This is a genomic window from Arthrobacter crystallopoietes (genome assembly GCF_017603825.1).
Lineage (GTDB): Bacteria > Actinomycetota > Actinomycetes > Actinomycetales > Micrococcaceae > Crystallibacter > Crystallibacter crystallopoietes_B.
The window spans coordinates 3,583,393-3,596,564 of record NZ_CP072014.1; the positions used below are offsets into that span (position 1 = coordinate 3,583,393).

The 13,172-nt window shown below is 66.1% G+C and carries 8 protein-coding genes; 6 read left to right on the plus strand and 2 right to left on the minus strand.

What is annotated here, in order from left to right:
• The first annotated feature begins 68 nt into the window (after positions 1-68).
• Both J5251_RS16400 and J5251_RS16405 read left to right on the plus strand, forming a co-directional pair.
• Positions 69-1,589, plus strand: coding sequence for a CYTH and CHAD domain-containing protein (locus J5251_RS16400; protein ID WP_208574613.1), 1,521 nt, complete (start codon positions 69-71; stop codon positions 1,587-1,589).
• The gene (locus J5251_RS16405) at positions 1,586-2,320 is read left to right on the plus strand and encodes a glutamine amidotransferase (RefSeq protein ID WP_208574614.1); all 735 of its coding nucleotides are present in this window, start codon (positions 1,586-1,588) and stop codon (positions 2,318-2,320) included. Before J5251_RS16400 ends, J5251_RS16405 begins: the two co-directional genes overlap by 4 nt.
• 48 nt (positions 2,321-2,368) lie before the next feature.
• On the opposite strand, the gene smc is transcribed toward J5251_RS16405, so the two are convergent.
• Positions 2,369-5,992: a chromosome segregation protein SMC gene (gene smc / locus J5251_RS16410; RefSeq protein WP_208574615.1), complete on the minus strand. Its 3,624-nt coding sequence runs from the start codon at positions 5,990-5,992 to the stop codon at positions 2,369-2,371.
• A 248-nt stretch (positions 5,993-6,240) separates the two neighbouring features.
• Here smc and J5251_RS16415 point away from each other — a divergent pair, with 248 nt between their 5' ends.
• Genes J5251_RS16415 through J5251_RS16430 form a run of 4 tightly spaced genes read left to right on the plus strand, consistent with a single transcriptional unit; the run spans position 6,241 to position 11,823 of the window.
• Positions 6,241-7,266, plus strand: coding sequence for a 3-oxoacyl-ACP synthase III (locus tag J5251_RS16415; RefSeq protein ID WP_139006511.1), 1,026 nt, complete (start codon positions 6,241-6,243; stop codon positions 7,264-7,266).
• Entirely contained in the window at positions 7,260-9,959 is a 2,700-nt protein-coding gene (locus tag J5251_RS16420) for an alpha/beta fold hydrolase (protein ID WP_208574616.1), read from the plus strand. Before J5251_RS16415 ends, J5251_RS16420 begins: the two co-directional genes overlap by 7 nt.
• Positions 9,956-10,984 (plus strand): NAD-dependent epimerase/dehydratase family protein, encoded by a 1,029-nt coding sequence (locus tag J5251_RS16425; RefSeq protein ID WP_208574617.1) that lies wholly within the window; start codon positions 9,956-9,958, stop codon positions 10,982-10,984. The genes J5251_RS16420 and J5251_RS16425 overlap by 4 nt, the downstream gene beginning before the upstream one ends.
• A gap of 23 nt (positions 10,985-11,007) precedes the next feature.
• Positions 11,008-11,823, plus strand: coding sequence for a serine hydrolase domain-containing protein (locus J5251_RS16430; protein WP_208574618.1), 816 nt, complete (start codon positions 11,008-11,010; stop codon positions 11,821-11,823).
• 76 nt (positions 11,824-11,899) lie between these two features.
• On the opposite strand, the gene fmdA is transcribed toward J5251_RS16430, so the two are convergent.
• Entirely contained in the window at positions 11,900-13,156 is a 1,257-nt protein-coding gene (gene fmdA / locus J5251_RS16435) for a formamidase (protein ID WP_208574619.1), read from the minus strand.
• Positions 13,157-13,172 lie beyond the last annotated feature (16 nt).

Sequence of the window (13,172 nt, forward strand, 5' to 3'; positions counted from 1 at the left end):
CGCCGCGCTGGGCCGGTGGCCGTACCGTGCTCCGAGGCAGATTGCAGGGCTTATGCGAAAGGCCGGATATGGCCAGTGATTGCGGATACGGCACAAAGACTGGACGTGCCTTCGTCGTCGAAGAGTCGGCGCCGCTGCCCGCTCTGCACACTTTGCCGGGCGTGAACCGTGTGGAGCAAGGCGTGGAAGCCGAGTTCGAGGCGGTCTACTTCGATACGAATGACTTCGTGCTGGCCGCACGGGGCATCACGCTTGAACGTCGCACCGGCCCTCAAGCGTGTTGGCAACTGGAGCAGCCAGCCGACGACGGCGAGCGCCGGGTCAGCTCTTCACCCCCTGGCCGTGGCACAGACGGAGTGCCGAAGACCCTACTGCAGTTGGTGCGTGTGCATGTGCGGGACAAGCCGTTGGTTCCCGTTACCCGGGTCCTGACCAGACGGGTTTTGCACCGGCTCCGCGGCTCCGGGGATCAGGTGCTGGCCAACATACTGGATGACCATCTGCGGTCCGAGCAACAGGGAAGTTCGTCCGGGGACCGCCGGTGGCGGGAATGGGCGATTGAACTTGTCGAGGGCAACCAGGACTTGCTGGACGCTTGTAACGCCCTGTGCGCCGGCTCCGGTGCACAACGTGGATCCCGCGGATCCACCCGGCGGTCTGAATTGGCGCAACATTCCCGCCAGCCGGTGCAGGCTGCGCCCCCTCCGAAACGTAAAGGTGACGCGGCCGCCGTCGTACTCTTCTTTTTGGATCAGCAGGTCCGCAGCCTGAAGGAACAGGATCCGCCAGTGCGCTCGGGTGAGCCTGAAGGGGTACACAAAATGCGCGTGGCTTCCAGGCGCCTGCGCTCCTGCCTGGCTACTTACCGGAAACTGCTGGCCGGCGATACAGTCGGTGGGCTGCGGGGCGAGCTGAAGTGGCTCGCAGACCTGCTGGGCGAAGCCCGGGACGCCCAGGTAATCCAGGACCGGCTCCGGGATGTCCTTGCCCGGGAGCCCGCGGAACTGGTGCTGGGGCCAGTCGCCCGCAGGATAGATGAGCAGCTCACGGCCGACCTGAAGGCAGCGCGGACCAAGACATTGCGGGCGCTCGATACGAAACGGTACTTCCGCCTGCTCGATGCCCTGGATGCGTTGCTTGCCGATCCCCCGCTGACGGCGCTGGCCGCGGAGCCCGCGCGCGAGGTGATCGGCAGGCGCGTCAAACGGGAGGCCAAGCGGCTGCGCAGGGTGGTCACGGCGGTGGAGCAACTTCCCGGTGGCGCCACCGATGCACATGCCCTGCACGAGGTCCGCATCGGTGCCAAGCGGTTGCGGTATGCAGCGGAGGCTGCGATTCCGGTAGGCGGGAAGCGCGCACAGCGGCTCGCCGAGGCGGCGCAACGGGTGCAGCAGTCGCTCGGCGTACACCAGGACACCGTCCTGACGCGCGACCTGCTGCGCCGGTTGGGGGCCGGAGTTGTCCTACAGAATGAAAACGGCTTCAGCTACGGCCGTCTGCACGCCCTGGAACAGTTTGCGGCAGAGAACGCTGAAGCTGCCTTCCGCCGTGAGTGGAAACGGTTCCCTTCCACTAGCATCAACCCATGAAGCCGTTCCTGCTGCTGGCTACCCGGGCCCAAGACAAAGCAGCCGACGAAGAGTATGCGGCGTTCATGCGCTTCGGCGGCCTCGCGGAGGGGGAACTGCACCGGGTGCGGCTGGAGGCCAGCCCGCTTCCCAACATTGATCTGGATTCCTACAGCGGGATCATTCTGGGCGGCAGTCCGTTCAACTCCAGCGATGCGCCCGCGGATAAATCGGCGGTGCAGCACCGCGTTGAACGCGAGCTCGGCCGCCTGCTTGATCAGGTCATCGCCACGGATTTTCCGTTTTTCGGCGCCTGCTACGGTGTCGGCACGCTGGGCCTGCATCAGGGCGGTGTGGTGGACAGGACCCACGGCGAGCCGATCGGCGAAGTGGAGATAGTACTGACCGATGATGGCAGAAAGGATCCGTTGCTGGCAGGCGTGCCGGACCGGTTCCAGGCTTTTGTGGGACATAAGGAAGCGTGTTCGACGCTGCCCGCCGGCGCCGTGCGGCTGGCCGGCTCGGCTACCTGCCCGATACAGATGTTCCGGCTGAAATCGAACCTGTACGCCACACAGTTCCACCCCGAACTCGACATCGACGGGCTGCTGACACGGATCTCCATCTACCGTTTTGCCGGGTACTTCCCGCCGGCCGAAGCGGCAAGGGTCATGGAAAGTGTCCGTGGAAGCGTGGTCACCGAGCCCCAGCACGTGCTGCGCAACTTCGTGCGGCGCTATCGGCGGCATTAACACTGCCGATGGGACCGGCGCGGGTCTGTGCCCTCGTGCCTCCGCGCGTCAGGCCTCTGCCGTGGCAAGGCGCTGGGATATGACGGTGGAGACGCCGTCCCCCCGCATGGTCACGCCGTAGAGAGCGTCGGCGACTTCCATGGTGCGCTTCTGGTGGGTGATGACGATGAGCTGGCTGGATTCGCGCAGCTCTTCGAAAATGGTGATCAGCCGCCCCAGGTTCGTGTCATCCAGGGCCGCCTCAACCTCATCCATCACGTAAAAGGGCGATGGCCTCGCCTTGAAGATCGCCACCAGAAGGGCTACCGCAGTCAATGAGCGCTCGCCGCCGGAGAGCAGCGAGAGGCGTTTGATTTTCTTGCCGGCCGGGCGTGCCTCGACTTCGATACCCGTGGTGAGCATGTCGTCCGGGTCCGTGAGCACCAGGCGTCCTTCACCACCGGGAAACAGCCGGCCGAAGACGCGTTCGAACTGTGCCGCCGTGTCATGGTAAGCCTCGGTGAAGACGCGTTCCACCCGCTCATCGACTTCCTTAATGATGTCCAGCAAGTCCTTGCGCGTGGCCTTGAGATCCTCCAGCTGGCCGCTGAGGTACTGGTGGCGTTCCTCCAACGCCGCAAACTCCTCCAGTGCCAGCGGGTTCACCTTGCCTAGGGAGGACAAGTCCCGTTGGGCCTTCTTCAGCCGCTTCTCCTGTTCTGCCCGGACAAACGGCACTCCCTCGATCACCGGGTTACCGTCTTCGTCCACCTCCGCGCGCAGGGCCGCCCATTTGTCGTTCGACGCCGCCGTGGCCACCGGAACCGGTTGGTCCGGCCCGTATTCAGCCACAAGGTGATCCGGCGTCAAGCCCAGTTCGTCGATCGCTTTCGTTTCAAGTGCCTCGATGCGCAGCCGCTGCTGGGCCCGCGCCATCTCATCGCGGTGGACGGAATCCGTCAGCTCCCGCAGCTCATTGGCGAGCGTGTCGGTCGAGGTGCGGACGGTGGCCAGTTCGCGCTCCCACGCCGCCCGGACCTCCTCCGCAGCATCACGTTCGCGTTCGGCCAGATCCACCGACACGTCCAGCCACGCCAGCACCTGTTTGACGCCCCGCGCGACGGCGGCGGCTTTGGCCGCCTGCACCTGGCGCTTGCGGGCCCGCTCGGCTGCCTGCGCCCGGGCGTGACGTTCCGTTGCCGCTGCCCGTTCCAGCGATGCGGCGCGGTTGCCGATGGCGTTCAACTGCTCCTCGCCCGAGCGCAGGGCAAGTCTGGCTTCCATCTCGCTCTGACGTGCCCTGGTGGCGGCGGCTGCGAGCGCGTCGCGCTCTTCAGTTGAGGGCTCGGATTCTGCAGGTGCTTCCTGGGCGGCGCCAAGCCGCTGGGTGATCTCTGCCAGTTTCTGCTGTTCAGTGGCAACGTTGGCCTCGGCAGCTTCAACCAGCCTGGCAAGCCGTTCACTCTCCCCCACGGCCGAGCGCAGCGTGGAGCCGAGATGGCCCAGCCGTTCAGCCACGGCCGCCAGCCTGGCGTCCGATTCGTTCAGTTGTTCCAGCGCCGCCTCTGCCCGGGCGCCGGTTTCTGCACGCCGCGCCGTCGCGGCTGCGATCGCAAACTTGGCCCGTTCTGCCCTGGCTGTGGCCTGTGCCAACCGTTGGCCCGTCTCCTCCACCGCAGCCTGCACCTCCAGCAGACTCGGCCGGCCGGCCGAGCCGCCGCGAGCGCCATAAACACTGAAGACCTCGCCTGCCTTGGTGACCGCGGTCAGCTCCGGACGGGCGGAAACGGCTTCCGCAGCCCCGGCGAGATCCTCAACGACGACGACGGAAGCCAGAAAGGCGCGTACCGCTGCGGCTTCTTCCTTCAACGTGACTAGAGAGAGGGCACGGACCGCGTCGCCCGGCAGGGCCAGGTCACCCGGGGCCTGATCCGCGGAAGCCTGGTTGGCAGGGGCAGGATCCGCAGGGGCGAAATGACCCGTCCGGGCGAAGACAAGCTCAATCCGGCCCGCGTCCTCGCTCTTCATCAACTCCAGCGCTTGCACCCCGGCAACCCGGTCGGCAACGACAACCGCTTCGGCGCTGCTTCCCAGGGCCGCGGCTATCGCGGGTTCGTACCCGGGTTCCACCGAGATCAGTTCTGCCAGCGCGCCCAAGACTCCCTGTGAACCAGAGGCCAGCAGAGCCTCGCTGCCGTCCCGTCGGTCCAGGCCTACTTCCAGTGCTTCCTTTCGGGCTGACAGCGCATCACGCTCACGTTCGGCTTCCCGTTCCTCCGCGACAAGGGATTCGAGTTCTTCCTCGATGGCATCCAGCTCCTGCGATGCCTGCTCGTATTCGGCGTCGAGGCCCTCTTCCCCTTCCTCCACGCCGGCGACCTGTGATTCCAGCGCGCTGAACTCGGTCTGCGCCTTCCGACGTCGTTCCTCGCCCTCACCGATCGAGGCACGCAGGCGTCCCAGTTCAGCTTCCGCTGACTCCACCCGCGAGCGGGCCGCCGCCACCTGTCCGGCGAGCTTCGCGAGACCTTCCCTGCGGTCTGCTGCCGCCCGGAGGATGGCGGTCAGGCGTTGGTCTTCGGCGGCGGCGCTGGCTTCCGCGTCGGCGCGGGCCTGCACTGCGTCCTCCAGGGCTTCCCTGCGGTCCTCCAGTTCGAACTCAAGCTCCGCCTGCTCTTCGCGCACCTGTGCGGCTTGCTGTTCCAGCTGGTCCGGATCCCGTCCGGTTTCGGGTTCCGCATCCGCATTGCCGAGCAGCCGGCGTCGTTCATTGGCCAGGTTGCCGAGTGATCTGAACCGTTCGCGGACGGAAGAAAGCTGGTACCAGGCATCCCGGGCGGCATTCAGCGTCGGTGTAGTCTCTGCCGCCAGCCGTTCCAGTTCCGCGAGCCGCCGCCGTCCGGTCTCGAGGGTCCGTTCCACCTCGGCCTGCCTGGCTTTCATCGCGGCTTCGTCCGCCACTTCCTGAGCCAGGGCAGCGGTCAACTGGACCAAGTCATCTGCCAGCAGACGCGCCCGCGCATCCCGGACCTCGAACTGCACCTGCTGGGCGCGGCGGGCCACCTCGGCCTGTTTTCCCAGCGGGGTCAATTGCCGCCGGAGCTCCCCGGTGAGATCGGTCAGGCGCGCGAGATTGGCCTGCATCGACTCCAGCTTCCGGACCGTCTTTTCCTTACGCCTTCGGTGCTTGAGGATTCCCGCGGCTTCCTCGACGAACCCCCGGCGGTCATCCGGAGTGGCATGCAGGATGCGGTCCAGCTGGCCCTGGCCCACGATCACGTGCATCTCGCGACCAAGGCCGGAATCGCTGAGCAGTTCCTGGATGTCCAGCAGTCGACAGTTGCTGCCGTTGATGGCATATTCGGAGCCGCCGGTGCGGAAAAGCGTGCGCGAAATGGTGACTTCGGCGTATTCGATGGGCAAGGCGCCGTCGGCATTGTCTATGGTCAGGGAGACCTGGGCACGGCCCAGCGGCGAACGCCCAGAGGTCCCTGCGAAGATGACGTCTTCCATCTTGCCGCCGCGCAGAGTCTTGGCACCTTGTTCGCCCATGACCCAGGCCAGGGCGTCGACGACGTTGGATTTGCCGGACCCGTTGGGCCCGACGACGGCCGTGACACCGGGCTCGAAATCGAAGGTCGTGGCAGACGCAAAAGACTTGAAGCCGCGCACAGTCAGAGATTTCAGATGCAAATTGTGTCTCCCGCAGCACTTTTTCCTTGAAACAATCTATCGTGTTTCCTATGCAGACCGCGGCAAGAAGGGGCGGTAGTGTGCGCAAGCAGGCCTCCCGGGTCTGTTGTGGAGGAGCGGTTAATCACATATGCATGCCGGACGGTGCATGTGCGGGAACGGCCGCATTAGGTGCATAGTTAAGGTTTCGGGGTGCATCACAGGCGCGGACCGGTGCCGCGGACAGAAACACGAATAAAGGCTGGATATTGATCGGTAACGCGACGTTTCGACATGACAACACGGCACTGCTGGCCGTCACAAGTGTGGAGGCGCCGGTAGTCGTCAGTTCCGCGGAGTTCGACGAGCGCCTAGCCCCCAGCCTCAAGCGTCTGCGCCTTTCCAAGCGTCTGCTCGAGCGTGTCGCCGGAGTGTCCGAACGCCGCTGGTGGTCGCCGGGCACAAGTTTCGACGATGCCGCCATTGAAGCCGGCGCCAAAGCCATGGCCGAAGCCGGCATCGAGCCGGACGAAATCGGTCTCCTGATCAATACTTCGGTGACCCGCAAGAACCTCGAGCCTTCCGTGGCGGTCAAGATCCACCACAGCTTGGGTTTACCGTCGTCGGCCATCAACTTCGACCTTGCCAATGCCTGCCTCGGGTTCGTCAACGGGATCACCCTGGCGGCCAACATGATCGACTCCGGCCAGATCAAGTACGCCCTCATCGTCGCCGGGGAAGATGCACAGCAAACCCAGGAAACCACTTTCAGACGGCTGAACGACCCCGGGTCCTCCAGGGAAGACTACCTGCGCGAATTCGCCACCCTGACGCTTGGCTCCGGCGCCGCCGCAGCCGTGATCGGCCCGGCGGACCTGCACCCCGGCTCGCACCGGATCATCGGTGGCGTATCGCGCGCCGGGACCGAACACCACGGACTGTGCGTGGGCGGCCAGGACGGGATGTTCACCGATACCAAGGGGCTGCTGGAAGGCGGGCTTGAACTGGTGGTCACGGCGTGGCACGAGGCGCATGACAACGGCTGGAACTGGGGGTCCATGGACCGCTACGTCACCCACCAGGTCTCCAATTCCTACACCAACGCCATCATCAAAGCCGTCAACCTCGTGAAGGAGAGAGTACCGATCACCTTCCCGAAGTGGGGCAACGTGGGTCCGGCGTCGCTGCCGATGACCCTGGCCCAGGAAGCGCAGAGCCTCAACGCCGGCGACCGTGTCCTGTGCATGGGCGTAGGCTCCGGGCTGAACACGGCCATGATGGAGATTGCGTGGTAACTGAGCTGTGGCCCGGCGTCCGGGCTGTCTGGTCCCGCCGCATCAACGTACCCTCGACGGCGGCAGCGGACCCGGACGGCAGCACGCACACCTGGCATCTGCTCGACAACGGCCCCCAACTGGAAGAACGCGGGATCACGCCCGCCGGCACGTTGCTCTGCGTGCACGGCAACCCCACCTGGTCCTACCTCTGGCGCAGCTTGCTGGCGGCAGCAACCGCGGCGGACCGGCCCTGGCGTGTTGTCGCCGTCGACCAGTTGGACATGGGCTTCTCCGCCCGCACTGGTGCGTTCCGCCGACTTGAGGACCGCATCACGGATCTGGGCGACCTGACCCGGGAGCTGAACCTCACGGGCCCGGTCGTCACCGTTGGCCACGACTGGGGCGGCCTGATCTCCCTCGGCTGGGCAACACGCCACCGGCAGCAGCTTGCCGCGGTCGTCCTGACGAACACGGCCGTTCATCCGGCCGGCTATTCCGTCCCCGCCCCGCTGCAGCTCGCACTGCACCCGGCCGTGCACAGTTGGGGAACGACGACGTCGGCCGCCTTCCTCCGCGTGACACATGCGTTGGCGCATCCCCCGCTGGACAAGGACGTCCGCGACGCGTTCATGGCACCGTACCGCAGTGCCGGGCGCAGGTCCGGGGTGGGCAATTTCGTCGCCGACATCCCCGCGGACCCGTCTGCACCCAGCTGGGGCACGCTCACCGGGGTAGCCGATGGCATCCGTTCGCTGGATGTTCCGGCCCTGGTCCTGTGGGGGCCGAAGGATCCGGTCTTCTCCGATCGTTACCTGCGCGATCTGCTGCAGCGACTGCCGCAGGCCGACGTGCACCGGTTCGAAGGTGCCGGCCATCTGCTTCCCGAGGACGCAGACATCGCAAGCCCCGTCTTCAACTGGCTGGACACGTTGAAACCAGGCCTCGACCTGGACAGCGCGGGAAACGGACTGACCCATACAGTGGCGGCTGCCAGCACTCCGGAAAGCGGCACACTCGAAGCCGCAGCAACGGTGCCCGCAGCAGACACGGCCTCGTTCCGTCACATGCTGGCCGAACTGGCCGAGCGCGCCGGGGACAGTTGGCCGGCCGTGGTGGACATGGCCCCCCTCGACGCCGAGCCGGGAACGGGTCCACGGATATTGTCGTGGACCGAATTGGCCGCTGTCGTGGACCGTCTGGCAGCGGGTTTGTCGTCCATCGGTGTCAAGGCCGGAGACCGGGTCAATCTGCTGGTTCCGCCCGGCATCGAGCTGACGAGTCTGATCTACGCGTGCCTGAAGCTCGGCGCCGTCATCGTGGTGGCCGACGCCGGCCTGGGCGCCACCGGCCTCAGCCGTGCCATCAAGGGTGCCGGGCCGAAATTCATCATCGGAATCGAACGCGCCTTCGTTGCCGCACGGCTCTTCCAATGGCCTGGGGTAAGAATCAGCGCCACGGCCATGAGCGCGCCCAAACGCGCGCTATACGGCGTCAGCCACACAGTGGAGGACCTGCTGCAGTCGATTCCGGGCACGCCCGGTACCGAAGCCGCCACAACGAGTCCGGAACCGGACGCGGATGCCGCTATTCTCTTCACTTCCGGCTCCACCGGACCAGCGAAGGGCGTGGTCTACACGCACCGGCAGTTGGCCGCCATGCGGGATACCTTGAAGGATACGTACAAGCTGCAGGCCGGCACCGCGCTGGTTGCCGGTTTCGCCCCCTTTGCCCTGTTGGGGCCCGCGCTGGGAGCCACCTCGGTCACCCCGGACATGGACGTCACCGCGCCCAAGACCCTGACCGCGGCGGCACTGGCCGAAGCCGCGGCCGCCGTGCAGGCGACGGCCGTTTTCGCGTCCCCGGCGGCACTGAACAACGTCGTTGCTACCGCCGCCGAGCTGTCCGGTCCGCAGCGCGGCGCTTTGGGCGAGGTTGAACTGCTCCTCTCCGCCGGCGCGCCGATCCCGGAGCCGCTGCTGGCCAAAGTCCAGCGGCTCGTCCCCAACGCATCCCTGCACACGCCGTACGGGATGACCGAGGCCTTGCCCGTCACCGACATCAGCCTCGAGGAAATCCGCGCAGCAGGTAAGGGCAACGGCGTCTGCGTCGGCACTCCCGTATCCGGCACCAAGGTTGCCGTCACCGCTCTGAACCCGGATGGCAGCAGCACGGATGACCCGCTCACCCGGCCCGGTGTGACCGGCGAGATCCTGGTCAGCGCTCCGCACGTGAAGGACCGCTATGACCGGTTGTGGATCACCGAATCGCACAGCAGATCCGTTCCCGGCTGGCACCGCACCGGCGACGTTGGGCATCTTGACGACGCCGGACGCCTCTGGGTCGAGGGACGGCTGGCACACATCCTGACTACCGCCGACGGCGTCAGGACGCCCGTGGCCGCAGAGCAGGCAGCCGAATCGGTCTCCCAGGTGGCGCGGGCGGCCGTGGTGGGAGTAGGCCCCGATGGCGCCCAGGTTCCGGTCGCCGTCGTCGAAACCCAGCCGAAGGCACGGAAACCCGCTCCGGCTGCATGGAAGCTGAGTGCCAAGGTGCGCGAGAACGTAGCGGCAGAAACCGGCCTGGACCTAGCATCCGTCCTGCTGGTGCCCGAGCTGCCTACCGATATCCGGCACAATTCCAAGATCGACCGGGCCGCATTGGCACAGTGGGCCGCGAAGGCGCTGGCCGGAGGACGGATGGGCCAGCCATGAGCACCGGAAACGCCCGGAACATCCTGGTCACCGGCGCCAGCGGCATGCTTGGCAGTGCCGTCGCCCGGCTGCTGATGGAGCAAGGGCACAGCGTGCGCACCTTCCAGCGGCGTCCGGCTGCGTTGGGCCGTAATGCGGCACAGGCAGAGACGGTTCTGGGGTCGCTGACCGACGGGCTGGCCGTAGCCCGCGCAGTCACGGGCGTTGACGCCGTCGTGCATTTGGCGGCGAAGGTTTCCTTCACCGGCGAATGGAGCGACTTTGTCGCCACAAATATCGACGGTACCCGGGCTCTGCTCAAGGCCGCCCGCGGTGCCGGTGTGCGGGACTTTGTGCTCGTCTCTTCGCCGTCGGTCGCCCATTTCGGCACGGCCATTGCCGGCGCCGGCGCAGGAACTGCGGATCCGGATCGCGCACACGGAAACTATGCCAGATCCAAGGCTGCCGCCGAGCTGCTCGCCTTGGCAGAAGACTCCCCCGGTTTCCGGGTGGCCGCCGTACGTCCGCACGTCGTCTGGGGGCCCGGGGACACTCAGCTGGTGGAACGGGTCGTGGCACGGGCACGGGTTGGCCGGCTGCCCCTGCTTGACCATGGCACCGCGCTGATCGACAGCACCTACATCGACAACGCCGCCGCCGCCATAGTGCGGACGGTGGAGCGGATGGACCACGCCCACGGCCAGGCGCTGGTGGTCACCAACGGCCAGCCGCGGCCGGTAGGCGAACTGCTGGCCGGCATCTGCGCGGCCGCCGGTGTGAGACCCCCTGCCTGGAATGTGCCGGGTTGGCTCGCCCGGGGCGCCGGCAGCGTGATCGAGCGTGCGTGGACCGCAGCCGGTAAACGCGGACTGGTCCGCGACGAGCCACCGATGACAAGGTTCCTGGCCGAACAGCTCTCCACCGCGCACTGGTTTGACCAGCGCCGTACGCGCGAGGTGCTGGACTGGTCCCCCGCGGTCAGCATCGAAGAGGGCCTGGACCGGCTCGCGGAGCACTACCTCGGCCCGTCCGGCCGGCACGCCTAACTACCACCCGCAGGAGAATCAGCATGCAGAGTCTGAAACATGTCGCCGACTGGCCGGTCCCGAATGCCTCCACCGCGGTGATCGGAAAGGACGGCGGACTGCTGGGCTCCCACGGAGACCAGGACCGCCAGTACGCGCTGGCCTCCGTCACCAAACTGCTTAGCGCCTATGCCGTCTTGCTGGCGGTGGAGGAAGGCGCCTTGGAACTGGACCAGCCCGCAGGACCGGAGCGTTCGACCGTCCGGCATCTGCTGGCACACAGCGGCGGCTACGACTTCGGTGACCGCTCCGTGCGCTATACCCCTGGCGAACGCCGCCTGTACTCCAACGCTGGCTTCGAGGTCCTCGGCGAAACCGTGGAACAGGCAACCGGACTGGCCTTCGCCGACTATCTGCGCGACGGCGTCCTGCTGCCGCTGGGCATGCAGCGGACTTCGCTGGAGGGCTCCCCTGCCGCTGGAGCCACCTCCACCGTCGCCGATTTGTCGCGCTTCGCGGCGGAGCTGCAACAGCCCCGACTACTGCATTCCTCAACGCTGAGCGAAGCCACCTCCGTGGTTTTCCCCGGGTTGGCAGGCGTGCTGCCCGGCTTCGGGCGGCAGAAGGACAATGACTGGGGCCTGGGCTTCGAAATCCGCAACGGCAAGCAGCCGCACTGGACCGGCGCAAACAGTTCGCCGCGCACATTCGGCCATTTCGGTCAGTCGGGTACGTTCCTCTGGGTGGATCCGGAAGCCGGCGCCGCCTGTGTCACGCTCACGGACCGTGACTTCGGCCCCTGGGCGGCCGAGGCTTGGCCGGCTTTCACCGATGCGGCGCTGGCCGATCTGGCTGCCTGAGCAAAGTTCCTGGTCGCTGTGCGGTGCCGCGGACTGCGGTTTGTACACGCGTCCGCGGCACCGTTGCAGCCTCAGCTCAGCCAGCTGAAGCGCTGGGCGCGCCGATGCCGGGGTCTATCTGGAAGGGTCCGGACGCCGATGGCCGCACATCGAAATCGAAGATCGACGTCGGCAGGTACACCGTCGAGCATGAGTTGGGGATGTCCACCACTCCGGACAGCCGGCCCTCGATCGGCGCGGCGCCCAGGAGCAGGTAGGCCTGCTCGGGGCTGTAGCCAAACTTCGTCAGGTAATCGATAGCATGCAGGCAGGCGCGCTGGTAGGACAAGTGCGAGTCCAAATAGTGCTGCCTGCCATCCAAGGTGACCGACGTGCCGGAGAAAGCCAGCCACTCGGAGAACTGCGGGTCCACGGTTCCGGGCATGAAGATAGCGTTCTCACTGACGCCGTAGGTGTCCATTCCGCCCTTGATCACTTCGAAACGCAGGTCGATGAACCCGCCCATTTCGATAGCCCCGCAGAAGGTGATTTCGCCGTCGCCTTGGGAGAAATGCAGGTCTCCGAGCGAGAAGTTGGCGCCGTCCACGAACACCGGGTAGAAGACCCGCGACCCCTTGGTCAGGTTCTTGATGTCCTGGTTTCCGCCGTTCTCCCGCGGCGGCGCTGTGCGCGCGGCCTCGCCAGCAACCCGGTCGAAATCGGATTCCGGTACAGCACCCAGCAGCGCGGACTGCGGCTCCGGAGGCAGCGCCAGCGGCGGCACTCTGTCCGGATCAGTCGCGATCAGATCGCCCTCGCGCTTGTTCCACTTGGCCAGCAGCTCCGCCGAGGGGGCGGTTCCCATCAGCCCCGGATGGATGATGCCGTTGAAGGACACATTCGGCACGTGGCGTGAGGTCGCTTTCTGACCGGTGAAGTCCCATATGGCCTTGTATGCATCCGGAAACTGCTCCGTGAGGAATCCGCCACCGTTGGTCTTGGCGAAAATCCCGGTGTAGCCCCAGCCCTGGCCGGCCAGCGGCCCCGAATCCTCCTGCGGGATCGGTCCTACATCCAGAATGTCGACGACGAGCAGGTCGCCCGGTTGGGCTCCCTCGATGGCAAACGGACCGCTGAGTTTGTGCACGGTCAGCAGCGGGGCATTGAGGATGTCCTCCGCGGAGTCGTCATTGACGATAGCCCCGTCGAACCATTCACGGCAGTCTATCCGGACCGACACACCTTGTTTGACCGTCGCCACTGGCGGGATCTCCGGATGGTAGCGGTTGTGTCCGACCTTTTCCTGGTCTTCGAATTTCTTGCTCGAGTCGAGCGGGAAAATGACTTCTGGCATTAATCTCTACTCCCCT

Coding starts and splice junctions, on each gene's coding strand:
- J5251_RS16400 (WP_208574613.1), top strand. CDS start 69: ATGGCCAGTGATTGCGGATACGGCACAAAGACTGGACGTGCCTTCGTC.
- J5251_RS16405 (WP_208574614.1), top strand. CDS start 1,586: ATGAAGCCGTTCCTGCTGCTGGCTACCCGGGCCCAAGACAAAGCAGCC.
- J5251_RS16430 (WP_208574618.1), top strand. CDS start 11,008: ATGCAGAGTCTGAAACATGTCGCCGACTGGCCGGTCCCGAATGCCTCC.
- J5251_RS16425 (WP_208574617.1), top strand. CDS start 9,956: ATGAGCACCGGAAACGCCCGGAACATCCTGGTCACCGGCGCCAGCGGC.
- fmdA (WP_208574619.1), bottom strand. CDS start 13,156: ATGCCAGAAGTCATTTTCCCGCTCGACTCGAGCAAGAAATTCGAAGAC.